This window comes from Lysinibacillus mangiferihumi, assembly GCF_003049665.1.
Lineage (GTDB): Bacteria > Bacillota > Bacilli > Bacillales_A > Planococcaceae > Lysinibacillus > Lysinibacillus mangiferihumi.
Genome location: NZ_PYWM01000022.1, coordinates 18,654 through 41,643 on the forward strand (window position 1 = coordinate 18,654; position 22,990 = coordinate 41,643).

General features: G+C 38.4%; 29 protein-coding genes, 1 tRNA gene and 1 riboswitch. Of the genes, 22 read left to right on the forward strand and 8 right to left on the reverse strand.

The window, feature by feature from the left end:
• Nucleotides 1–36 precede the first annotated feature (36 nt).
• The 4 genes from C9J37_RS18660 (at nucleotide 37) to C9J37_RS18675 (ending at nucleotide 5,102) form a co-directional block, all read left to right on the forward strand.
• Nucleotides 37–1,014: an electron transfer flavoprotein subunit alpha/FixB family protein gene (locus C9J37_RS18660; RefSeq protein WP_069513669.1), complete on the forward strand. Its 978-nt coding sequence runs from the start codon at nucleotides 37–39 to the stop codon at nucleotides 1,012–1,014.
• A 182-nt stretch (nucleotides 1,015–1,196) separates the two neighbouring features.
• Nucleotides 1,197–1,508: a thioredoxin gene (trxA, locus tag C9J37_RS18665; RefSeq protein ID WP_024363864.1), complete on the forward strand. Its 312-nt coding sequence runs from the start codon at nucleotides 1,197–1,199 to the stop codon at nucleotides 1,506–1,508.
• Nucleotides 1,509–1,664: 156 nt separating this feature from the next.
• Nucleotides 1,665–3,455, forward strand: a complete 1,791-nt coding sequence (gene uvrC / locus C9J37_RS18670; RefSeq protein ID WP_107896569.1) for an excinuclease ABC subunit UvrC — start codon at nucleotides 1,665–1,667, stop codon at nucleotides 3,453–3,455.
• A 136-nt stretch (nucleotides 3,456–3,591) separates the two neighbouring features.
• Nucleotides 3,592–3,769: riboswitch (Lysine riboswitch) on the forward strand.
• Nucleotides 3,770–3,872: 103 nt separating this feature from the next.
• Entirely contained in the window at nucleotides 3,873–5,102 is a 1,230-nt protein-coding gene (locus tag C9J37_RS18675; RefSeq protein WP_107896570.1) for an aspartate kinase, read from the forward strand.
• 101 nt (nucleotides 5,103–5,203) lie between these two features.
• Here the strand turns inward: C9J37_RS18675 and C9J37_RS18680 are convergent, their stop codons facing one another.
• The gene (locus tag C9J37_RS18680; RefSeq protein ID WP_107896571.1) at nucleotides 5,204–5,638 is read right to left on the reverse strand and encodes a YslB family protein; all 435 of its coding nucleotides are present in this window, start codon (nucleotides 5,636–5,638) and stop codon (nucleotides 5,204–5,206) included.
• Nucleotides 5,639–5,910: 272 nt separating this feature from the next.
• On the opposite strand from C9J37_RS18680, the gene C9J37_RS18685 reads away from it, so the two are divergent.
• The 8 genes from C9J37_RS18685 to racE all read left to right on the forward strand — a co-directional run bounded on the left by C9J37_RS18685 (nucleotide 5,911) and on the right by racE (nucleotide 11,644).
• Nucleotides 5,911–6,519 carry a succinate dehydrogenase cytochrome b558 subunit gene (locus tag C9J37_RS18685; RefSeq protein ID WP_024363274.1) on the forward strand — a complete coding sequence of 203 codons (609 nt, stop codon included), beginning with the start codon at nucleotides 5,911–5,913 and terminating at the stop codon, nucleotides 6,517–6,519.
• A gap of 67 nt (nucleotides 6,520–6,586) precedes the next feature.
• Nucleotides 6,587–8,341 carry a succinate dehydrogenase flavoprotein subunit gene (sdhA, locus tag C9J37_RS18690; RefSeq protein ID WP_024363273.1) on the forward strand — a complete coding sequence of 585 codons (1,755 nt, stop codon included), beginning with the start codon at nucleotides 6,587–6,589 and terminating at the stop codon, nucleotides 8,339–8,341.
• Nucleotides 8,342–8,346: 5 nt separating this feature from the next.
• Nucleotides 8,347–9,126: a succinate dehydrogenase iron-sulfur subunit gene (gene sdhB, locus C9J37_RS18695; protein WP_024363272.1), complete on the forward strand. Its 780-nt coding sequence runs from the start codon at nucleotides 8,347–8,349 to the stop codon at nucleotides 9,124–9,126.
• A 211-nt stretch (nucleotides 9,127–9,337) separates the two neighbouring features.
• Entirely contained in the window at nucleotides 9,338–9,796 is a 459-nt protein-coding gene (locus tag C9J37_RS18700) for an acyl-CoA thioesterase (RefSeq protein WP_107896572.1), read from the forward strand.
• 50 nt (nucleotides 9,797–9,846) lie between these two features.
• Nucleotides 9,847–10,050, forward strand: a complete 204-nt coding sequence (locus C9J37_RS18705; RefSeq protein ID WP_153063503.1) for a hypothetical protein — start codon at nucleotides 9,847–9,849, stop codon at nucleotides 10,048–10,050.
• 37 nt (nucleotides 10,051–10,087) lie between these two features.
• The gene (locus C9J37_RS18710) at nucleotides 10,088–10,309 is read left to right on the forward strand and encodes a helix-turn-helix domain-containing protein (RefSeq protein ID WP_004226437.1); all 222 of its coding nucleotides are present in this window, start codon (nucleotides 10,088–10,090) and stop codon (nucleotides 10,307–10,309) included.
• 74 nt (nucleotides 10,310–10,383) lie between these two features.
• Entirely contained in the window at nucleotides 10,384–10,836 is a 453-nt protein-coding gene (locus C9J37_RS18715) for a MarR family winged helix-turn-helix transcriptional regulator (protein ID WP_024363269.1), read from the forward strand.
• A 10-nt stretch (nucleotides 10,837–10,846) separates the two neighbouring features.
• Nucleotides 10,847–11,644 carry a glutamate racemase gene (racE, locus tag C9J37_RS18720; RefSeq protein ID WP_024363268.1) on the forward strand — a complete coding sequence of 266 codons (798 nt, stop codon included), beginning with the start codon at nucleotides 10,847–10,849 and terminating at the stop codon, nucleotides 11,642–11,644.
• Nucleotides 11,645–11,708: 64 nt separating this feature from the next.
• Here the strand turns inward: racE and trhA are convergent, their stop codons facing one another.
• A complete protein-coding gene (trhA, locus tag C9J37_RS18725) occupies nucleotides 11,709–12,350 on the reverse strand; it encodes a PAQR family membrane homeostasis protein TrhA (protein ID WP_107896573.1) in 642 nt (213 codons plus the stop codon).
• A gap of 175 nt (nucleotides 12,351–12,525) precedes the next feature.
• On the opposite strand from trhA, the gene rph reads away from it, so the two are divergent.
• The 5 genes from rph to C9J37_RS18750 all read left to right on the forward strand — a co-directional run bounded on the left by rph (nucleotide 12,526) and on the right by C9J37_RS18750 (nucleotide 16,295).
• On the forward strand, nucleotides 12,526–13,275 hold the full coding sequence (rph, locus tag C9J37_RS18730) for a ribonuclease PH (RefSeq protein ID WP_024363266.1): 750 nt from the start codon (nucleotides 12,526–12,528) through the stop codon (nucleotides 13,273–13,275).
• Nucleotide 13,276: 1 nt separating this feature from the next.
• The gene (locus C9J37_RS18735; RefSeq protein ID WP_024363265.1) at nucleotides 13,277–13,870 is read left to right on the forward strand and encodes an XTP/dITP diphosphatase; all 594 of its coding nucleotides are present in this window, start codon (nucleotides 13,277–13,279) and stop codon (nucleotides 13,868–13,870) included.
• Nucleotides 13,871–13,882: 12 nt separating this feature from the next.
• Entirely contained in the window at nucleotides 13,883–14,386 is a 504-nt protein-coding gene (locus C9J37_RS18740) for a metallophosphoesterase (RefSeq protein WP_107896574.1), read from the forward strand.
• A 147-nt stretch (nucleotides 14,387–14,533) separates the two neighbouring features.
• Nucleotides 14,534–16,000 carry a protein adenylyltransferase SelO gene (locus C9J37_RS18745; protein WP_201262191.1) on the forward strand — a complete coding sequence of 489 codons (1,467 nt, stop codon included), beginning with the start codon at nucleotides 14,534–14,536 and terminating at the stop codon, nucleotides 15,998–16,000.
• A 133-nt stretch (nucleotides 16,001–16,133) separates the two neighbouring features.
• Nucleotides 16,134–16,295 carry a DUF2639 domain-containing protein gene (locus tag C9J37_RS18750; RefSeq protein ID WP_107896576.1) on the forward strand — a complete coding sequence of 54 codons (162 nt, stop codon included), beginning with the start codon at nucleotides 16,134–16,136 and terminating at the stop codon, nucleotides 16,293–16,295.
• A 72-nt stretch (nucleotides 16,296–16,367) separates the two neighbouring features.
• On the opposite strand, the gene C9J37_RS18755 is transcribed toward C9J37_RS18750, so the two are convergent.
• Both C9J37_RS18755 and C9J37_RS18760 read right to left on the reverse strand, forming a co-directional pair.
• A complete protein-coding gene (locus C9J37_RS18755) occupies nucleotides 16,368–17,036 on the reverse strand; it encodes a hypothetical protein (protein WP_107896577.1) in 669 nt (222 codons plus the stop codon).
• A gap of 84 nt (nucleotides 17,037–17,120) precedes the next feature.
• Complete coding sequence (locus C9J37_RS18760; RefSeq protein ID WP_107896578.1) at nucleotides 17,121–17,867, reverse strand: SDR family NAD(P)-dependent oxidoreductase; 747 nt, start codon at nucleotides 17,865–17,867, stop codon at nucleotides 17,121–17,123.
• 218 nt (nucleotides 17,868–18,085) lie between these two features.
• Here C9J37_RS18760 and C9J37_RS18765 point away from each other — a divergent pair.
• A tRNA-Arg gene (locus C9J37_RS18765) sits at nucleotides 18,086–18,159 on the forward strand.
• Nucleotides 18,160–18,253: 94 nt separating this feature from the next.
• On the opposite strand, the gene C9J37_RS18770 is transcribed toward C9J37_RS18765, so the two are convergent.
• From C9J37_RS18770 to C9J37_RS18780, 3 genes are all read right to left on the reverse strand, one after another.
• Complete coding sequence (locus tag C9J37_RS18770; protein WP_167397364.1) at nucleotides 18,254–19,429, reverse strand: tyrosine-type recombinase/integrase; 1,176 nt, start codon at nucleotides 19,427–19,429, stop codon at nucleotides 18,254–18,256.
• A complete protein-coding gene (locus C9J37_RS18775) occupies nucleotides 19,416–19,919 on the reverse strand; it encodes an ImmA/IrrE family metallo-endopeptidase (protein WP_107896580.1) in 504 nt (167 codons plus the stop codon). Before C9J37_RS18775 ends, C9J37_RS18770 begins: the two co-directional genes overlap by 14 nt.
• Nucleotides 19,920–20,025: 106 nt before the next feature.
• Entirely contained in the window at nucleotides 20,026–20,427 is a 402-nt protein-coding gene (locus C9J37_RS18780; RefSeq protein ID WP_107896581.1) for a helix-turn-helix domain-containing protein, read from the reverse strand.
• A gap of 144 nt (nucleotides 20,428–20,571) precedes the next feature.
• Here C9J37_RS18780 and C9J37_RS18785 point away from each other — a divergent pair, with 144 nt between their 5' ends.
• Nucleotides 20,572–20,793, forward strand: coding sequence for a helix-turn-helix domain-containing protein (locus C9J37_RS18785; RefSeq protein WP_107896582.1), 222 nt, complete (start codon nucleotides 20,572–20,574; stop codon nucleotides 20,791–20,793).
• Between the two features lie 184 nt (nucleotides 20,794–20,977).
• Here the strand turns inward: C9J37_RS18785 and C9J37_RS18790 are convergent, their stop codons facing one another.
• On the reverse strand, nucleotides 20,978–21,325 hold the full coding sequence (locus C9J37_RS18790) for a hypothetical protein (protein WP_107896583.1): 348 nt from the start codon (nucleotides 21,323–21,325) through the stop codon (nucleotides 20,978–20,980).
• A 66-nt stretch (nucleotides 21,326–21,391) separates the two neighbouring features.
• Between C9J37_RS18790 and C9J37_RS18795 the strand changes: the two genes are divergently transcribed.
• The 3 genes from C9J37_RS18795 to C9J37_RS18805 are packed head-to-tail and all read left to right on the forward strand — an operon-like array spanning nucleotide 21,392 to nucleotide 22,841.
• Nucleotides 21,392–22,237, forward strand: coding sequence for a phage antirepressor N-terminal domain-containing protein (locus C9J37_RS18795; RefSeq protein WP_107896584.1), 846 nt, complete (start codon nucleotides 21,392–21,394; stop codon nucleotides 22,235–22,237).
• Nucleotides 22,237–22,473 (forward strand): hypothetical protein, encoded by a 237-nt coding sequence (locus tag C9J37_RS18800; protein ID WP_107896585.1) that lies wholly within the window; start codon nucleotides 22,237–22,239, stop codon nucleotides 22,471–22,473. The genes C9J37_RS18795 and C9J37_RS18800 overlap by 1 nt, the downstream gene beginning before the upstream one ends.
• A gap of 17 nt (nucleotides 22,474–22,490) precedes the next feature.
• Entirely contained in the window at nucleotides 22,491–22,841 is a 351-nt protein-coding gene (locus tag C9J37_RS18805) for a hypothetical protein (protein WP_107896586.1), read from the forward strand.
• The last annotated feature ends 149 nt before the right edge of the window (nucleotides 22,842–22,990 follow it).

A 22,990-nucleotide genomic window follows, 5' to 3' on the forward strand; every position in this document is an offset into this window, starting at 1 on the left:
AAATCGAATCTTAAAGGGTAACGGAGGGAATATACTATGTCAAAAAAAGTATTAGTATTAGGTGAAGTTCGTGAAGGAAGCTTACGTAATGTATCTTTCGAGGCAATTGCAGCAGCAAAACAAATCGCTGATGGCGGCGAAGTTGTAGGGGTACTTTTAGGAGATGCGGTTGCAGGGTTAGCAAGTGCATTATTCGAGCATGGGGCAGATCGTGTTGTGACAGTGGAGCATCCGCATTTAAAACAATATACATCAGATGGCTATGGACAAGCTTTATTAGCTGTTATCGAGCAAGAAAATCCAACAGGCATCGTATTTGGTCATACAGCTAATGGTAAAGATTTATCGCCTAAAATTGCGAGTAAATTACAAGCAGGACTTGTTTCTGACGTCACTTCTATTGAAGGTGCCGGTGACGATGTAGTATTCATCCGTCCAATTTATTCGGGTAAGGCTTTTGAAAAGGTAAAAGTAAAAGATGGCGTAGTGTTAGCTTCAATCCGTCCAAATAATATTGCACCTTTAGAAAAAGCACCAGGTAAAACAGGTGATGTATCTTCTATTACAGTTGATATTACAAATTTACGTTCAATCATTAAAGAGGTCGTACGTAAATCTTCAGAAGGCGTAGATCTTTCAGAAGCTAAAGTGGTAGTAGCAGGTGGTCGTGGTGTTAAATCAGAGGAAGGCTTCGAACCGCTAAAAGAATTAGCAGATTTACTTGGTGGTGCAGTTGGTGCATCTCGTGGAGCATGTGATGCTGAGTATTGTGATTATTCATTACAAATCGGTCAAACAGGTAAGGTTGTGACACCAGACCTTTACATCGCAGCAGGTATTTCTGGGGCTATCCAACATTTAGCAGGTATGTCAAACTCAAAAGTCATTGTAGCGATTAATAAAGATCCTGAGGCAAATATCTTTAAAGTAGCAGACTACGGTATCGTAGGCGATTTATTCGAAGTGATTCCATTGCTAATTGAAGAATTTAAAGCGTTAAAAGTGAACGCATAAGCTAGGGGTCTTCCCTAGCTTTTTTAATGCTTGAGAGAAGAAAAAATGGGGAATAGTAAGATAGAGCAACAGGATAGCCAATTGTATGTAAAGCCTAAATTCGACATTGCAGGCAGATTGTTCGCTCAACATAAATTAACCATGCTATACTACAAACATAGTAAGTTTAAGGAGGATTTCAAATGGCAATTGTACATGCAACAGATGCGACGTTCCAAGATGATATTAAAGAAGGCTTAGTATTAGTCGACTTTTGGGCTGCTTGGTGTGGACCATGTAAAATGATTGGACCAGTTCTTGAAGAAATGGATGCTGCGGGTAGTGCTGCTAAAATCGTCAAAGTTGACGTAGATAACAACCAAGGTACTGCTGCACAATACCAAATCATGTCTATTCCTTCACTGCTTTTATTCAAAAATGGTGAATTAGTAGACAAAACTGTTGGTTTCCAACCAAAAGAAGCATTAGAAGCTTTCATCGCAAAACATGCTTAATTCGTAAAAAAAGAGCTGAGCCATCTTTAGATGTGCTCGGCTTTTTTTCGTTATATAATAAAAGAGAAGCAACCGTTAAATGTTGATATTTGATATCCGTTTAGGCATCGCAAATGGCGCTTTTATTTAGCATCAAAAAAAGGGGGCAGGTAGGCGATGAATGATTTAATTAAACGAAAGCTTGATATTTTACCAGATCAGCCTGGCTGCTATTTGATGAAAGATCGACAAGGGACAATTATTTATGTAGGCAAGGCAAAGGTGCTAAAAAATCGAGTGCGCTCCTATTTTACAGGAACACACGAAGGCAAAACACAACGCCTTGTTGGCGAAATTGAAGATTTTGAGTATATTGTGACTTCATCTAATTTGGAGGCACTTATTTTAGAGTTGAACCTTATAAAGCTACACGATCCTAAATACAATATCATGCTTACGGATGATAAAACATATCCGTATTTAAAAATTACGAACGAGAAATATCCACGACTTATTACAACACGTAAAGTAAAAAAAGATAAGGCAAAATATTTTGGTCCTTATCCAAATGCGTATGCAGCAAGTGAGACGAAAAAGCTGCTGGATAGACTATATCCGCTACGTAAATGTGTGCAATTACCATCCAAGGTTTGCTTGTACTATCATATGGGACAGTGCTTAGCTCCATGTGTAAAGGATATTGATGCTCACATATATCACGATATGATTGAAGATATGACGAAGTTTTTAAATGGCGGTGTTGAGACAGTAAAAAAAGAACTTGAGGACAAGATGCTAGTCGCGGCAGAGCAACTAGAATTTGAGCGAGCGAAGGAGTTCCGCGATCAAATTGCACATATTGAGACGGTTATGCAAAAACAAAAAATCGTGTCTAGTGATACGACCAACCGCGATGTCTTCGGTTATGCGGTTGAAAAAGGTTGGATGTGTGTGCAAGTGTTTTTCGTTCGTCAAGGCAAGTTAATTGAGCGAGATGTCTCCATTTTCCCAATTTATCAGGACGTGGAGGAAGAATTTTTAACGTTTGTCGGACGCTTTTATGAAAAGCTAGAGCATATTAAACCGAAAGAAATTTTCATTCCACAGGCTATTGATGCGGCAATTTTAACCGAATTATTAGGGGTTAAAGTACTGACACCGAAGCGAGGGCAAAAGAAAGAGCTAGTTGATTTGGCTATGAAAAATGCGGAAATTGCTGTGGCAGCTAAATTCCAATTGATTGAACGACAAGAAGAACGCACAATTGGCGCATGCGAGGCACTAGGCGAAGCAATGGGCATTTCAGCACCACTGCGCATTGAAGCATTCGATAATAGCCATATGCATGGTACGGATGCGGTATCAGCAATGGTTGTTTTTATTGATGGTAAACCGGCAAAGAAAGAATATCGTAAATACAAAACACGAACAGCCGCAAAACATGACGATTACGGGGCAATGCAGGAAGTGATACGACGCCGTTACACGAGGGTATTAAAAGAAGGCTTGCCATTGCCCGATTTAGTGCTAATAGATGGTGGTAAAGGACAGATGGAAGTGGCACGAGAAGTGTTGGAAGATGAACTTGGTCTTGTTATTCCAATCGCTGGTTTAGCAAAAGATGATAAGCATAATACATCTCAGCTCTTGTTCGGTGATCCGCCTGATGTTATCGCATTAAAACGAACGAGTGATGGCTTTTATTTACTTCAACGTATTCAGGATGAAGTGCACCGTTTTGCTATTACATTCCTACGGCAACAACATGAAAAAAATGCGATTCAATCTGTACTCGATGGCATTGAAGGTGTTGGACCGAAACGAAAGCAACAGCTATTGAAGCATTTTGGCTCAGTTAAAAAGATTCGTGAGGCGAGTGAGCTTGCCCTTCAAGAAGCAGGAATGCCTGCAAACTTAGCGAACATTATTTACACTTATTTTCAGCAGCAGACGTTGTCAAAGGATTAGACATATGCTAATGTTGGAATAGAACATAGCAATGGTAATACCATTATGTTCTAACAATCCTTGTATGAACGATTGTGCAATAAAGCATAATAACGAAGTATTTTCATAAAAGGTAAAATTACATTTCACTATTTTAAGTGATGATAGAGGTGCAAGGTTCAATAGTAGCACATCGAAGGATGGACAAATCCAGTGATGATGTGTGAAAGGGGAGCTTGCCGAAGTGAAGTATCGTTGTTCCGATACTTTGCTGGTTTTGCATTTAACAGATGTAGGACTGTCGAATCTTGACGTTTCGGAGAGCTATCACACATGCGCAAGCTATTTTATTGTACATGTTGCAGGCAGCTTTCACGTTATGTGATGGCTGCCTTTTTGCTGTTCTAGAAACGAATCTAAAAAAGGAGAATGATGAAAATGGCAAGTATTGTATTGAAATTTGGTGGACCTGCAATCGCCTCAACAGAGCGGATTCAGGAGGTCGCTAAAATTGCAATGGCAAAAAAAGAGCGTGGCTATGATGTAGTAGTAGTGACAGCAGCGATGGGCCGTACAGCTAAAGACTTAACTAAAATGGTACGTGCATTATCAGATGATGCCTCTAAGCGTGAGATGGATGTACTGTTATCGACGAGCTCGCAACTATCAAGTGCACTATTTGCGATTGCTTTGCAAGAGGCCGGTTATGATGCAGTGTCATTAACTGGCTGGCAAGCTGGTGTGCAGACAGATGCAAAACATTTTAATGCACGTATTGATCAAATCAATGTTCGTCGCATGCAAGAGCATATGACACAAGGACAAATTGTTGTTATTGCTGGGGAACAAGGGATGAATGCTGCCAACAATATTACAACACTTGGAAAGGGTGGAGCGGAAACGACAGCAGTAGCCATTGCAGCAGCATTAGATGCAGAGCGTGTTGAGATTTATACAAATGTCGATGGTGTCTATACAGCTGATCCAAGTCATATTGAAAAAGCGAGAAAGTTACAGGAGATTTCCTATGATGAAATGTTGGAACTTTCGCATTTAGGGTCACATATTCTACATCCACGTGCAGTGGAGTTAGCAAAAAAATTTCAAATCCCGGTGATTATTCGTTCAAGTGTAGTTGATACAGTAGGGACTTTATTGAAGGAGGAAGTTGAAATGGAGAAAAATTTAATTGTACGTGGTGTTGCTTTCGAAGCAGATATTATTCGTCTAACAATTGGCTATGATACATATTCAACTGCGTCGTTAGCAGATATGTTTGCGATACTGGCAGAAAACCGCATTAATGTTGATATTATTGTTCAAGCTATTATTGAAGGTGTGAAACCATCTGTATCCTTTACCATTTTAAAAGAGGAATTTGCTGAAGCTTTACGAGTGTTAGAAAATAGTAAATTGTCGCTTGGTTTTAGCTTTGCCGATTTTGAAATCGGCTTAGCGAAAGTTTCGATTATTGGATCTGGGATGGCATCGAATCCTGGAGTAGCTGCCAGAATGTTTGATCGCTTACGTCGAGAGGATATTCCAGTAAAAATGGTGAGTACGTCGGAAATTAAAGTCTCTGTTGTTGTGCCGCAAGACGAAATGATTCGAGCTGCTAATGCATTACATGAGGAGTTTAATTTAGAAGAAGAGATTCACAAACAGTAACTACTATATAAAAATGACAAAAGGCATCAAGCGTAACATCTTGTTGCCTTTTGTCCACACGTATAAGGTTTGCTTTTCTTACAAAAGAATCCTTTAGACTTTTATTCATTTGTTATTGTATTCATAATACGTTCTTTAACATCCCATTTGACTGTAAACGTGACAAGCTGTTGTTTTTCACGCTTCTCATCATAACATTCAGTCAAGTACCCTTTTACTTGCTGAATTTGTTCAGCAATAAAGCCTGCTTCAAGTCTAAAGCTACGATTTTGAATTTGTAAAAGGGTTGGTTCATTCATTAAATGGAAAATACGTCCATCTTTAGACTCCTTTGTCAATACTAGATTACCCCAGCACGCATCTGCGAAAAATGCGATAAGTTCATCTTGACTTTTACAAGGAAACTTCCGTGCAAGCTCCTTGCCAGCCCAATATAGTACGTCATCCTCATGTTTACCGAGTATTGAAGATAGGACATGATCACGAATTAACTCATATCCAAATGATGAGATAGTATTAGATGGATTATTTAACATAGAAATCCTTCTTTCTTAGAATTTTCTTATAATTTAGTACCAATAAAGTAATGATAGATTTTTCGAGAAGAAACGACACGTTATGTACTAGATTACTTCTTTAATAAGGTCTAGCAAAAACTCTATGTTACCTTGACGCTCGTAGCTCTTGAGAGTACAATAAACATGTCATAATATTGTACCATGATGAAATACACAGTCAATGGAGTATCATTTACAAAATGATGACTTCTTTTGTTGTGCTATTTTAAGTACTAAGGGGGGTAACAGTCTTGTCGAAAGATCGAGAGTTTTTATGGCGTCGCTTACATTCTCTACTTGGGATCATTCCAGTAGGTCTGTTTTTAACGATGCACCTATTCATTAACTTTACAGCAACAGGCGGAGCAGAAAGTTACAATGATGCTACCGCAGTAATGGAAAAAATTCCATTTCTTATCCTAGTTGAGTGGATTGTCATCTACATTCCATTAATGTTCCACGCATTCTATGGTGTGTTCATTGCATTCACAGCTACACCAAATACAGGGCGTTTCAGCACATACCGTAACTGGATGTTCTCATTACAACGCTTCACAGGTGTATTTTTAGTAATTTTCATTGCATGGCATATTTTCCAAACTCGTATTCAAAAAGCGCTTGGTACACACGTTGATTACGACATGATGGCAAATATCGTTGCAAATCCATTTATGCTTGGATTCTACATTGTTGGTATTTTATCAGCAACTTTCCACTTAACAAATGGTTTGTGGTCATTCTTAGTAAGCTGGGGTATTACACAATCACCACAGTCTCAAAAGATTGCTACTTATGTAACAAACGTTCTTTTCGTAATTCTAAGTGTAGTTGGTGTGGCTGCTATTTTAGCTTTCGTATAATTCAATAGAAGCTACTATAAGAGTACATGCAATCATTGCAATTTTTTAAGAGGAGTGAGAAATAATCATGGCGAAAAGCAAAATAATTGTTGTCGGCGGCGGTTTAGCTGGTCTGATGGCAACGATTAAAGCAGCTGAAGTTGGTACTGAAGTTGATTTATTCTCATTAGTTCCTGTAAAACGCTCACACTCTGTATGTGCGCAAGGCGGAATTAATGGTGCCGTAAATACAAAAGGTGAAGGGGATTCTCCTTGGATTCACTTTGATGATACAGTATATGGTGGGGATTTCTTAGCGAACCAACCACCAGTTAAAGGTATGTGTGATGCTGCCCCTGGTATTATTCACTTAATGGACCGTATGGGTGTAATGTTCAACCGTACACCAGAAGGTTTACTTGATTTCCGCCGTTTCGGTGGTACGTTAATGCACCGTACAGCATTCTCAGGTGCAACAACTGGTCAGCAATTACTATACGCGTTGGACGAGCAAGTTCGTTCTCACGAAGTAGCTGGTTTAGTTAACAAATATGAACACTGGGAATTCCTTGGTGTTGTTATCGATGATGACGGCGTTTGCCGCGGTATCGTCGCACAAAATATGCGTACAGAAGAAATTCAATCATTCCGTGCAGACGCTGTTATTATGGCGACTGGTGGCCCTGGTATTATCTTCGGTAAAACAACAAACTCTGTTATTAACACAGGTTCTGCTGCTTCTATCGTATACCAACAAGGTGCTTCATACGCGAATGGTGAGTTCATTCAAATTCACCCAACAGCGATTCCTGGGGACGACAAAAACCGTCTAATGTCAGAATCTGCTCGTGGTGAAGGTGGCCGTATTTGGACATATAAAGACGGTAAACCTTGGTACTTCTTAGAAGAAAAATACCCTGCATATGGTAACTTAGTACCACGTGATATCGCAACACGTGAAATTTTCGACGTTTGTGTAAACCAAAAACTTGGTATCAACGGCGAAAACATGGTATACCTAGATCTTTCTCATAAAGATCCACATGAATTAGATGTAAAACTTGGTGGTATCATTGAAATCTACGAAAAATTCGTAGGTGATGACCCACGTAAATTACCAATGAAAATTTTCCCTGCAGTTCACTACTCAATGGGTGGATTATGGGTTGACTACAACCAAATGACTGAAATTCCTGGTCTATTCGCAGCGGGTGAATGTGATTACTCTCAACATGGTGCAAACCGTCTTGGTGCTAACTCATTATTATCTGCAATTTATGGCGGTATGGTTGCTGGTCCAAATGCAGTAGATTACGTTAAACATCTTAAAAAGCATGCTGAAGATTTATCGCAAGATATTTATGATGCACGTGTTAAAGAAGAGCAAGCGAAATGGGATGCTATCATGAAAATGGACGGCACAGAAAACGCTTACCTTCTTCATAAAGAGCTTGGTGAGTTAATGACTGCTACAATGACAGTTGTACGCTATAACGACCAACTTGAAGAAACATATAAAAAACTTGGTGAATTCCAAAAACGTTGGGAAAACATTAACATCAACGATACACAAAAATGGAGTAACCAAGGTGCTCACTTTACACGTCAGTTGAAAAACATGCTTTACCTAGCGAAAGTAATGACAAAAGGTGCTTTACTTCGTAATGAATCTCGTGGTGCGCACTATAAACCAGACTTCCCGCAACGTGATGATGAAAACTTCTTAAAAACAACGATGGCCAAATTCGACCCAGCTACGGGCGAGCCAGTTATCACATATCAAGAAGTAGACGTTTCATTAATCCCACCACGTAAACGTGACTACTCTGCGAAAGGAGACTAAGAATTATGGAAATCGCAGCTAATACTGGAAGAATGGTAAAAGTTGAAATTTTACGTCAAGATACACAAGGTGGCCAAAGCTACTGGCAGAAATTCGAAGTTCCTTACCGTCATGGTATGAACGTTATTTCTGTGTTAATGGAGATTCAAAAAAATCCAGTGATGGCAAACGGTGAAAAAACTACACCAGTTTCATGGGATATGAACTGTCTTGAAGAAGTTTGTGGCGCATGTTCAATGGTAATCAATGGTCGTCCTCGTCAATCATGTTCAACATTGATTGATCAATTGACTGAACCAGTTCGCCTTGAGCCAATGAAAACTTTCCCGGTTGTACGTGACTTACAAGTTGACCGTGATCGTATGTTCAACGCACTGAAAAAAGTTAAAGCATGGGTACCAATCGATGGTACGTATGATTTAGGTGAAGGTCCACGTATGCCAGAAGGTAAACGTCAATGGGCTTATGAATTATCTAAATGTATGACTTGTGGTGTTTGTATGGAAGCATGTCCAAACGTGTCTGAAAAAGCTTCATTCATTGGACCAGCACCATTATCACAAGTACGTCTATTTAACACTCACCCAACAGGTGCAATGATTAAAGACGAACGTTTAAATGCAATTATGGGTGACGGCGGTCTTGCTAACTGCGGTAACTCTCAAAACTGTGTAGCTGCTTGTCCTAAAGGTATTCCTTTAACAACATCTATCGCATCTTTAAATCGTGCAACAACAGTGCAAATGTTCCGTAACTTCTTCGGTTCTGACCATTACGTTGACTAATTGTACAATGCTACTCCCTTACACAATAGTGTAAGGGAGTTTTTTTATAGACTGTTAGATAGAAGATGAGTGAAATCGTGAATAAAACACTAAAATTTCTGATTTTTCTATCATAATTGCCTCTCTTCCTTTATAATGAATTTGTATTCATTTTTAACGATGGTAATACGAATAGATTAACAGTAGGCAATCACACAAAGGGGTTGGGGATATGAAAGCAAATTATATTGAAGACTTTGAGAAATGGGCAGAGGATTTTTCATTTTATATTGAGGTACGTGTGCGTTTTTCGGAAACGGATATGTATGGGCATATGAATAATACCGTTAGCTTTACATATTTTGAACAGGCTAGAATCGATTATTTTAATCATTTAGGCATATTAATGCCTTCTGCATTGGACGACAAAGTAAAGGGGATTCCGATTGTAGCAGATTTACAATGTGATTATCGAAAGCAAGTTTTCTTTAATGATGTACTTCGTATATATACAAAAGTAGCGAAATTAGGTAACTCATCAATGGATATCCATTACTTAGCGAAAAATCAAAAGGATGAAGTATGCTTTACAGGTCGTGGTACAGTAGTACAAATGGATCCACGAACAGGTAAAAGCGTGCCGATATCACAAGAAGAAAAGGCGCAATTAGCACAGTTAGTGATTATGTAATTTGCTATTCAGCGAGTGCTTCATTCTTTTAAGTGAGGCATAATGGAATATTGGCATGGATGGAGGTCGGCGTGGAATTTCTTGTGGCAGGTAACGCAGATTTTCCCGAGCATGCTCGAAAAAAGAAGCTAGGGCGTCAAGAATTCCATTTTTCATGTCATTTGTCGCGCGAAAAAGAAGAACTTCCGAAATTTTTGTGGAAACTCGGTGTATTCATGAAAATAGCCGTCACCGCTCAACACTCCTTAACATAAGTTACAATACGTGCGGGGGAGGAGGGTGTGACTGAAAATGAATGGCTCTCATCATCGTTCTCTTTTAACAAACCGAGAACGTGAAATATTTGCGCTTTTATTAGCTGAAAAAACAACGAGGGATATTGCAGAGCAGCTTGGTATTAGTGAAAAAACAGTGCGAAATCACATTTCCAATACAATTCAAAAGCTAGGTGTAACAAATCGATCTCAAGCGTTAATTGAGCTGTTACGCTTAGAAGAATTCAAATTAGACTAATGGACACTTGCTATTTCGTGAAAAAAACGACAAAATAGAACTATTCAACGCATGTTTAGGAGTGGAATAGTTATATGTCGGATGAAGTAACAAAGCACTCACCTGAAACCGTTGCAACGGTTGAAAAGGAACTACGCTATATTGCGGCCATTGTGAAGCAAAAAGGAAGAGAAATTGTTTCACAATATACAATTACGCCGCCACAATTTGTTGCATTACAGTGGTTAGAAGAGCTCGGTGATATTACAATTGGCGATTTATCAAACCGTTTATACTTAGCCTTTAGTACGACAACAGATTTAGTGGACCGAATGGAGAAAAATGAATTAGTCAAGCGAGTGCGTGATGAAAATGATCGCCGGGTCGTTGTCGTTCATCTTCTCGAAAAAGGCGAACGAATTATTCAAGAGGTTATTGAAAAAAGACAGCAATATTTGCAAGAAATGCTTGTAGGATTTAACGAACAAGAAGTCGCGCAATTATCGAGCTATTTACAAAAACTACATGTACACATGAAACAGGATTGAGGCGGAAAGTATGAATGCCCCGATAGGCGTTATTGATTCAGGAGTAGGCGGTCTAACCGTAGCAAAGGAAATAATAAAACGATTACCAAACGAAACGATTTATTATATCGGTGATACCGCAAGATGTCCGTATGGTCCACGAACTCGACAGGAAGTACGGAATTTTACTTGGCAAATGGCCAAAGCACTCGAGAAAATGAATATCAAGATGCTCGTCATAGCTTGTAATACAGCGACTGCAGTAGCACTCGAAAGTTTACAACGTAATATGCCTTTTCCGGTACTAGGCGTTATTAATGCTGGCGCACGTGCAGCTGTAAAGAAAACGAAGCGACATGAAGTCGTTGTGCTTGCAACAGAAGGTACAATTAAAAGTGGGGCGTATGAAGAAGCCTTATTGTCTTTGAATACGTCTACCCACATTATTCCATTGGCTTGTCCAACGTTCGTACCACTAGTAGAAAGTGGCGAATATAAAGGACAATTTGCAAATAATTTAATTGCAGAAGGCTTAAAACCGTTAAAAAACGAACAATTTGATACGGTCATTTTAGGATGTACGCATTACCCGATTTTGCAAAAACAAATTGAAGCTGTCGTCGGAGAAGATGTTTTCGTGCTATCTTCTGCGGAAGAAACAGCAAAGGATGTCGAGGAAATGCTTGCGTATAATGGTACTTTAGCAGATACAAATGCTAAGCCTGCACATAAATTTTATGCAACGGGTTCTGTGCCAATTTTCCGTTCCATTGCAGAAAATTGGTTAGAACAAGGTACGCTTGACATACACCGTATTACATTAAAATAAAAATCAGCTTAGCTTACGAGCTAGGCTGATTTTTTTAGTCGTCATTATATTGAAATAGACAATTTTACATAAACAAATAAATAGCAACGAACATCGCTGCACTTCCTGCCATCACAAAGACATGCCATATTGCGTGGTTGTACTTTATTTTTTTGTTTTTGTAAAAAAATGTGCCAGCAGTATAAAAAATACCGCCGAGTAAAAGTATCATAAACCCGTTGAATGAGATATAAGCGACCAATGGTTTATAGGCAAAGACAATCAACCATCCCATGCCAATGTAAACAATCAACGAGATTTTTTTGAAACGATGGACGAAAAATTGTTTTAATACGATGCCGATAAAGGCAAGAACCCATTCGATGATAAATATGCTCATTCCTAATTTTCCACCTACGGCAATGAGCGCTACAGGTGTATATGTTCCTGCGATTAATAAGAAGATGGAGCTATGATCTAATTTTTTCAAAAGCACTTTATGTGTGGGCAGTGCATGATATAAGGTCGATGCTATGTATAAACAAAACATCGAAATACCAAAAATAATGTAACTAATAAGCTCGGTGCTTGTACCGGTTGTTAGAGCTTTATGCACTAATAGAAGGGTAGCAGGAACTGTTAAAAATGCACCGATTCCATGTGTTAGCGCATTCCAAAATTCTTCCTTTATGGTATAACTACTATGCTCAATTGTTGATTGAGACATGACCATCACCTCTTTCTTTATTATATTACTATAACAGCTTAAGGTTTTTCATTGTAGATGAAAATGTAATGCAATTGATATGATAAATATCATATATTGCATGTAGTAAATCGTCGCATCAGTGGAAAATATGATAAAATAAGGGCGCGAAAGATTTTAGGAGGCACGATGAATGATGACAAGATTTGATGGTAGAGATGCAGATGCATTGCGTCCTGTGAAAATGGATAGCGAGTATTTATTGCATCCAGAAGGCTCAGTATTAATCCAAGTTGGAAATACGAAAGTAATTTGTACAGCAACGGTTGAAGATAAAGTACCAGGTTTTTTACGCGGACAGGGCAAAGGTTGGATTACAGCTGAGTATTCAATGTTACCTCGTGCCACAGCACAACGAACACCACGTGAATCGTCACGCGGGAAAGTGAACGGACGTACAATGGAAATTCAACGTCTGATTGGTCGCGCATTACGTGCTATCGTCGATTTAGAAGCGTTGGGAGAACGTACAGTATGGATTGACTGTGATGTGATTCAAGCAGACGGCGGAACACGAACTGCTTCGATTACAGGGGCATTTGTCGCAATGACACAGGCAATTGCCAAGCTTGCTGAAGAAAAACAACTAGAAAAATTCCCTGTTACTGATTTTTTAGCGGCTACAAGTGTTGGCATTGTTGAAGAGCAAGGTGCCGTTTTAGACTTAAATTATGTAGAAGATGTAGATGCAGCGGTAGATATGAATATTGTCATGACAGGAGCAGGCCGTTTTGTAGAATTACAAGGGACTGGTGAAGAAGCGACCTTTTCACGTGAGGAATTAAATAACTTGCTTGCATTAGGCGAAAAGGGCATTCGCGAGCTTATTGAACTACAAAAACAAGCACTTGGAGAAATAGCTCATAAAGTAGGAGGAAACTGCTAATATGAAACAAGTTGTAATTGCTACAAAAAACAAAGGCAAAGCAAAAGATTTCGAAGCATTGTTTGGGCCGCTCGGTTATGAAGTGGTGACGATGTTTGATGTCGCACCGGACATGGAAATTGAAGAAACAGGCACAACATTTGAAGAAAATGCCGTGTTAAAAGCAGAGGCTTTAGCAAAAGAGCTTGCAACGATTGTTATTGCGGATGATAGTGGTTTAGCTGTAGATGCGCTTAATGGGGAGCCAGGTGTTTATTCGGCACGCTATGCTGGTGATCATGATGATGAGGCAAATATGGTAAAACTATTGCAAAATTTACAAGGTATAGAAGATAACAAGCGCACAGCTCGCTTTTGCTGCTGTATTGCGATTGCGGGTCCTGATTTTGAAACAACAACAGTGTTCGGCACGTGCGAAGGTGTCATTGCACATGAAAAACGTGGAACTAATGGTTTTGGCTATGACCCTGTCTTTTTTGTACCAAGTTTAAATCGTATGATGGCTGAATTAACACCAGAAGAAAAAGGGGCTATTTCTCACCGAGGAAATGCCATTCGCAAGTTAAAGGAACAATTGCCAAACCTTATTAAGTAAGAGGTGATATCCATGCAAATAGTGGTTATGAGTGATACACATGGAGATAGCCATGTTATTGACCAAGTACGTGGCTTTTATCCGTATGTCGAAACGATGATTCATTGTGGTGATAGCGAACTGCCTTTTTCCCATGCTGCATTAGATGGCATGAAAAAAGTGCGGGGAAATTGTGATCTTGATAAAGCCTTTCCAGAGGAAATAATTGTGCAAGTGGGAGATGCTGCCCTTTTTGTCACACATGGTCATTTATTTAATGTTAAATCATCCATGTTGGCATTATTGTATCGCGCAAAGGAAGTCGATGCACATATTGTGTGCTTTGGTCATTCTCATCTATTAGGTGCCGAAATGATTGATGATGTCTTATTTATCAATCCAGGAAGTTTATTAAAGCCAAGAGGTGGAAATGAAAAAAGCTTTGCAGTTATAGACATTCAAGCTAGCTATTATCAGGTGGATTTCTTCACAGAGAACAATGATTGTTTGTCAACGCATACGTTTGTTCGTGCATAACTCAAACTTATTAAAAACGCTTAAGATTCTATGAAAAGAGAGTTTAAGCGTTTTTCTATTTATGGATTACAAAGGCTTTGGAAAATACGTCCACGAATGAATTGCATGTTAGTAGAAAGACTAAATGAAAAGAACAAGGGTGATCAAATGACTAAGGCAAATAATATTGGTTGGAATTTTGATAATAGCTATGCTCGTCTACCAAATTCATTCTATAGCCATCTTCAATTAAATCGCGTGCATGCACCTAAGTTGGCGATTCTAAATGAAGCCGTGGCAAAGTCCCTTGGATTAGATTATAGTGCGCTTCAACAAGAAGATGGTATTGAGGTGCTTGCCGGTAACGAGATACCAAAGGGGGCATTGCCGCTTGCACAGGCATATGCAGGACATCAATTTGGGCATTTTAATATGTTAGGGGATGGTAGAGCACTCCTTCTAGGCGAACAAATAACACCTTCAGGGGAGCGCTATGACATCGGACTCAAAGGTTCAGGACGAACGCCTTACTCTAGAGGAGGCGACGGCCGTGCAGCACTTGGCCCGATGCTACGTGAATATATTATTAGCGAAGCAATGTTTGCGTTAGGCATCCCAACTTCTCGTAGTTTGGCAGTAGTGACAACAGGAGAAACAGTACTTCGTGAAACAGAACTACCTGGTGCGATTTTGACGCGTGTTGCAAGTAGTCATTTACGTGTAGGGACATTTCAATATGCGGCACAATGGGGTAGCGATGAAGAGCTTCAGAAGTTAGCTGATTATGCAATCCAACGCCATTTCCCAATGATTGAACAGACGGAAAATCGCTATTTGAGCTTGCTTCAAGAAGTTATGGAAAGACAGGCAGCCCTTATTGCCAAATGGCAACTAGTCGGCTTTATCCATGGTGTAATGAACACAGATAATATGACGATTAGCGGTGAAACGATTGATTATGGTCCTTGTGCTTTTATGGATCGTTATAATCCAGCAACAGTTTTTAGCTCCATCGACCGACAAGGACGCTATGCTTATGGCAATCAGCCGCCTATTGGAGGATGGAATATTACGCGTTTTGCTGAAACGCTCCTTCCACTTATCCATGACGACCCAGAAGATGCTGTAGCACTAGCTCAGCAAGTGATTGAGCAATATCCGCAGTTGTACTATACAAACTGGTTAGCGGGAATGCGCGCAAAGCTCGGTCTCTTTAATGAAGAACAGCAAGATGCCGCACTAATAGATGAACTTCTAACGTTAATGGAAAAGCATGAAGCAGATTATACAAATACATTCCGTTCACTAACGTTTCAAAGATGTGAAGGAACGGCGCTTTTTGATAGTATGGAATTTAAAAAGTGGTACGAACAGTGGCAAGCAAGAAGACAAAGGCAAGAGCCATCCAAAGCACAATCACAGCAGTTAATGCGAGACACGAACCCTGCCGTTATTCCGCGAAACCATCGGGTAGAGGAAGCGTTAGAAGCGGCTGTTACACGCGGTGATTACCGTGTTATGGATAAGCTATTACAGGTGCTATCTCAGCCGTACGCTCATTTAGCGGAACAAGAAGCGTATGCCACGCTACCAGCACCATCCGACTGTCCATACCAAACGTTTTGTGGCACATAATTGAATGGACTGTAAACAAAGGATTATTTCTTGTCCTTTGTTTTTTATTTTGGTGTAACAAGGGGTAGCGGTAACAGCACAAAACCTTTGCGCATACGCTATGGATGACTAACAGAAAAGGAGACGGTGCAACGTGCATCAATATTCAAAAGGTTGGTTTGTCAAAGAGCTACGCGCAAAAGGGATTTTAGTGCATCCTCAATTAAAAACACATCTAGGCAAGTTTAAAGAATCTGAATTACGGAATTTATATTACCGCTATGTGGAACAACAACCCGATACGGAGCAATCATAGATTTTTTCTCCAATACGAAAAACCAGATTGATGGACAAATGCTAATTGTCGATGAATCTGGTTTTTTATTTATTATGAATAAAAGCGGTAGCAAAACTGCATGACTATCGCATTTGCTATCATGTCTGACATGGCAAGTGCCTCTGCCTCTATATCATCAAACACTTGCACGTCTGATTGATAGTCTTTTTGAATCATCGTCACGGCTTCTTTTTTCGTTAAAGCTAAATGGCGATAAAACATTTGCTGCACAGCTTCTTTAGTTAAATATGGATTAATGGAACTTAAAAATATGGCAATGTCATCGGCATTACGATACCATTCTTGTTCTTTAGCCGCTGCTGTTGCCGCATCTCCTTTATTCGCCGCTGTAACAAGTTGCGCTGCAATAAGTAAATGCTCTTTTATTAGCTCTGCATAGCGATCTGCTATTTGATCGCCGTAAAAGGGGCGCAGACAATTACCTAAATCCGTCGCATTGCGTAAAAGACGTGCTTGCACAAATGGTAAATCCGGCAAATTAAAGACAATACTTATAATGGTCATCCTCGTCCAATTAACATGCTCCATCCACAACAGTCGATTCATCGCCATAAAATCAGCCTCTCCTTTACTAATGCACCTGCGATGATCCTGTTGCGGCTGTAAAAAGTGCCGAATAGGCGCCGTATACTGGTTGGATGGAGCCGTATAGATGGCGCTTAAAGAATTCCCGAAATAGCTGTTTGAATATGGAAACAATGCACATTCACTCCCTTAAAAAATTCATTCTAGTGTAGAATACTCTACACGATCCTTGAATGTGCAAGAATCCAGATGCGTCCATTATTCCTCATAGATCATTTTCTTTGACATGCCTCCATCGACCGTAATATTAATCCCTGTGACAAATCGATTCGCTGGATTTGTTAAGTACAGACAAGCTTGTGCAATATCTTCCGGCACACCAACACGCCCTACTAGATGTTGTTCATGATCGATAGCACGTAGCTGTTCATAATCACCGGTTTCAATCCAACCAGGTGATATACAATTGACCGTAATGTTATCTGGACCGAAAGAGCGGGCTAATGCATGCGTTAACGCTACAATACCGCCCTTGGAAGCAGCATACGCTTCACTATAAGGCTCAGACATAAAAGCCCGTGTAGAGGCTAAAGAAACAATCGAACCTCCAAGCTCATTTGTCCGCATGATTTTAGCCGCTTCTCTAGAACAGAATAAAACACTCGTTAAATTCGTTTGTAAAAGATTATGCCACTGCGCAACCGTAATATCATAAGGTGACACATGCTCAAACTTACCCGCATTATTAATCAAAATCGTAATAGTCCCAAAATGTTGGACCGTTTGCTGCATTAACGCAACAATATCTTGTTCCTTTGACACATCCGTCTCCACAAACAATGCCGAATACCCTTGTTCATTACACTCTTGTGCTAATTGGTGCCCCAGCTCTACATTCACATCTGCAATTACAACCTTGGCACCACGCTGTGCATATGCACGTACAATCCCTTCTCCAATTCCTTGCGCACCACCAGTCACCACAACCACCGACTTTTCAAACATACACATACCTCCATTTTTGCTTATTATTTTAACAAAAAATAAGACAATGTAATGCAGTAAAATAACATAAAGAAAGCTATAGCTTCATACAATAAATAGGTATATAATATTTTCAAGGCAAACCTTGCCTCCATAGTAAAATTCATGTTGACATTATGTAATAAAGGACATATAATAAATATTGTCTTTCCTAAGAGGTTTTTAGGAACACACACCATGTCTCAGTAGCTCAGCAGGATAGAGCAACGGCCTTCTAAGCCGTCGGTCGGGGGTTCGAATCCCTCCTGGGACGCTAACGTAAGCCTTACAGCCACAACGGTTGTAAGGCTTTTTATTTTTATGCAAAGGTGTATATTTAAGGTATTGGTGCCCAAAAGGTGCCCGAATCATTCTTTTTCATCAAATAGTTTATCAAAATGAGAACTTGCTCGTTGGTCAGTTTCTTGTAAAAGGTGGCCATAAGTATTCATTGTCGTTGTAATATTAGAATGCCCTAATCTCGATTGAATGACTTTAGGATGTTCTCCAGCATGAATTAATAAAGTTGCTGAAGTATGTCTTAAATCATGAAAACGAATTTTAGGTAAATCCGGATTCCTTTTCATAAAGCGATCCCACCATTGGCTAATTGAATCAGGACGATATGGCTTACCGAACTCATTTGAAAACAGAAAAATATGCTCGTTCCATTCTCGTTCCTCACCAGCTTCTTCTAATTGATATTTTTTAACTGCAGCAAGCGTAACTAAATCGTTCATTATATTTGTAGGTATAGTTACCACACGTTTTCGTTTCCCCTTAGTCTCTTTTACAATAATTCCTTCTCCAGTTAAATTAACTAATGCTTGTTCAATTAATAATGTATTATTTTCAATATTTAAGTGTTTTTCTTCAATTGCTACTAGTTCGCCTTGGCGCGCAGCACTAACTACTGCAAGTTCTACTAATAATCTTTTTTCAGCATTTTCACGATTATGTAATCGTTCAAACAATAATTTAACTTGTTCTGCACTATAGGCTTTGCCTTCTTCATATTTAAGTTTAGGTAGCTTTACATTTTTGCAAGGACTTTCTTCTATTAAGTTCCACTGGACAGCAACATTCATAATACTAGCGAAAGCTTTGTAAATATTATGGACTGTTGAAGGGGCAAGTTCACCTTCTTGTTCATCTAGCCTACGTTTCTTCTTCTGTAAATCTCCAACGAAGAAAACCACATCTACTTTTTTTATATCCTTTAATTTCATATCACCGAAAATAGGAAGGATGCGTTTTTCTAAGTGAGTGCAGTTATCATGAAGTGATCTTGCACTATAATGTTGTTTTGCATAATTATCTTTCCATCGCGGATAAAGATTGTTTAATGTTATTGAATCTATATTACTAAAATAGACATCTTTACTTTGTTTCATTTCTTCTTCGAACAGTATTAGGAGACGAATCGCTTCTTTTTCGCTTTTAACCTCAACAACCTTTGTTTTACGAATTCTTCGTTTGCCACGGTAACCAAGATCAGCAATTAGTTTGAATTTGTTTTTATCAATTTTTTTAACGTACCCCACAATAATTACTCCCTTCATGTAGACTATAATCACCAAAAAAATGGTTATTAAGATAGTGGCTTAATCTTTTCCTTGCAAATTCATAATCTACATTAAATAATAGTTGAATCTTATTAATAGCTTTTTCTTCATTTACAGGTAGTTGAATCTGGTTAAGCATATATGTAGGTACACATGCATGTAAGGCAAAGTTATTTGCTTTCCATTCCTGGTACTCTCTAAACAAAGGATGAGTTTTTGTTTGATTGCCAGAATGCGAGATTGCATGACCTAATTCATGACAAAAATCTTGCCACTGCTCCTGTTCAGATAATCGTGAATCTATATAGATTATGTTGTCGTAACTTACTGAATCAAAAGGTAAGTAAAGGACAGTAAAACCAAGATTAGGACCAATTATCCTTGGATCTAATTGATTTGGGTTAGTCACGCCAATATTAGTGAACAGGTCTCGAATGTAATCTTCTAAATGAGTATAAACAAAATTCATAACATCCCTCTTTTGCAAACATATGTTCTTTTTATGTTAACAAAAAAATTCACCACTGAAAAGGCGAATTTTTAAATGTTTGGAAAGTCTACATAATAATGTAAAATTACTTCTTATTTTCTTGTTGCTTTTTCCATACTTCATAATAAACTTCGAATTGCTCTAAAGCATCAAGTAAATTTTCTGGTTGGTTTTTGAAAAACAAATTCTCTCTAGTTAAAAAGAAATCAATAACCTCTTTTTGGTATGCACTTAAATTGTTGTACGCCTCATCTGAAATGCCAGCTTGTGTATGTAAGGCATTCTTGTTATCAGTTCTACCTAGTAGATAATCTATAGATACATCATAAAAGTCAGCTAATTTACTTAAAGTTTCAAAATCAGGTTGTGTTGAAGAAGTTTCATAACGAGCATATGTTGATCTATTGATTGTAAGGCGGTCAGTTAGTTCTTTTTGAGACAAACCCTTTTCAGTGCGTAATTTTTTAAATATCTCGCCATATTTCATACAGTACGCTCCTTTCTATTCTCTCTATTATAGGTGAATTTTTTGCACAATAAATATTTTGTGAAAAAAATACACAAAATGTATTGACTGTGCAAAAAATGCACGATATACTATGTGTAAGAAATGCACAAAGGAGGTATTGATATGTTTCCTGAAATTTTAAAGGAACAACGAAAAGCTCTTAAATTATCCCATGAGCGAGTTTCTAATATGGTAGGAATTGAACGCTCCTACTACACCAAGATAGAGAATGGTCTTAGACCAAGTGTGAAAGTTGCACAAGCTATTGGAAAAGTATTAGGTATAGAATGGACCATTTTTTTTATTGAAATTTGTGCAAAAAATGCACATACGAAAACAGCATGATGCATAGTGTTTTTTACTAACCAAGCTATATAACTCGAAAGGAGTGAAGATATGAAATCTAAATTAAATAGAATGCCACTTGAAACAATGCAATGTAAATGCAACGTGTGCAGAAAAGAGTTGCATATCGAAGAAGCAAAGTACTGCACACGCTGTGGAACAGAATTAAATCTCAATCAAACTATTAGAAGAACGGGTCATCATTTCCACTAGATTTATATGAACTCTGATGTACTATTTCAACCTTAGGATATTTATTTTCAATTAGTCCTTTCTCAGCAAATAAGGAGATTGAAGAACATTTTGGACAAAACACAACATTGGGCTCTAGTACGTATTCTTCATCATCTATGTCATGTTCGACAGGGTCATTAAAGTTCCCATTATGAAACTTAGTTGTTCCATAACATTCATTTCGAATAGGAAATCCACATTGAGTGCAATAAATATGTTCTGGATTCAAGTCTGAAACTTCGTTATTGCAATTAAGGCATTGTTTTAAAAACTTATTTTCATGCGTTTCAAAAGACATTATCTCACCTCCAATCTACCAATATTTTAGCAGATTGGAAAAATATAAAACATAGGAGGCTTTATCATGAATCAATTAACAGTAGTTGAACAAAAGTTAGTACCCTTTGGTGATTATGAAATTCTTGCGGTAAAAACTGATGACGGTAAAATCCGTGCGGCAGTTAGTTGGGTGTGTAACGGAATTAAACTTAACGAAAATCAAAAAGATAGACAAGTCAAAAACATACAAAGTGACTTGGTTCTTTCAAAAGGTAGCAAAAAGCTATCCGTCATATTTGACGGTCAGGTTAGAGAAGCATTGTGTATTGAATTAGATTTCCTTCCATTATGGTTAGCGAAAATTTCAATCACACCATCAATGCAAGAGAATAACCCACAGGCTGTTGAAAATCTAGTGACATATCAACTTAAAGCTAAAGACGTATTAGCAGAGGCATTTTTACCGCAAGTACAACCTAAAACACAAGCTGAACTAATTGCAATGATCGCTCAACAAGGTGTAGAGCAAGAACGCCGCCTAAATGTTGTTGAACAACGCACAGCTCAACTAGCAGCCCAACAAGAAAATATCACACAAATTGTTTCTCTTAATCCTAATGAATGGAAGGACAAGGTTAATGTCATTCTAAACAAAATCGCCTTAGCTCGTGGAGGCGGTGAACAATATCGCCTAGCGAGAAATGAAAGCTATGAGTTGTTAGAAAGACGTGGCCATTGTCGTTTAAATATTCGCTTGGAAAATCGAAAGAAAGAAGCTCTATCAAACGGAATCATTTCTAAAGCAAAAATTGAAAAGTTTAAAAAGATTGATGTAATTGCTGATGATCCTAAACTAGTTGAAATCTACTTAGCGATTGTGAAAGAAATGGCTATAACACACAAAATTAAAGTAGAAGGGTTGGGAGCCTAATGTTAGAACTAATCAGAAAAAACACTTTACTCACAGATCAATTTGCAATTGAAACTGATACAAACGTTGATAGTGCTTTATCAGTTGTTTCTATAAATGCAGTAGATGGAAATGAAGCTGATGGCTTCAAAGAAAACACAGGTATAACTTTAAGTCTTGACTATGAAGAATTAGATGAAATCATCTTCATTTTACAAGAAGCTAGTAACGCTCTTAAACGATCAGAAAATCGATAGATTAGGAGGTTAATAAATTGAATCTAACAATAGATGAACTAAAAGAAGCGTTATTAAACGCTGAATTAGCTGACTTGTTTCAAAAGGCTTATAAGCAAGGTGTTGAAGATTGTAGAGAAAGCATGAGATTTGAATTATCTCTACCATCAAACTTAAAAAAAGAACATGTAGCTCAAATATTTCAGTGTGAATTACCAACTGTAGAAAAGATCATACGCATGGATGGATTTCCTAAATGTCATGCACTAACAGCTCGTTATCCAAGAGATAAAGTGTTGGAATGGCGAGATAAAAATGTAATGTACATGAACTCACGTCTTGGTATCTATGTGAGTGAAAATGAAAGTCTCAGATTATTGAGAGCATAGGAGAGGCCAGGGCAAATGGCCTCGTCAAACTACCAATCTAGTAAAAGAGGTAGGGGCAAATCTACCTCTTGTCACTATATTAAGTTAACTTGGGAGAAATTTGTATTCCACTATGGAATTTATTCCGATTCAGAATATTTAGGAGGACT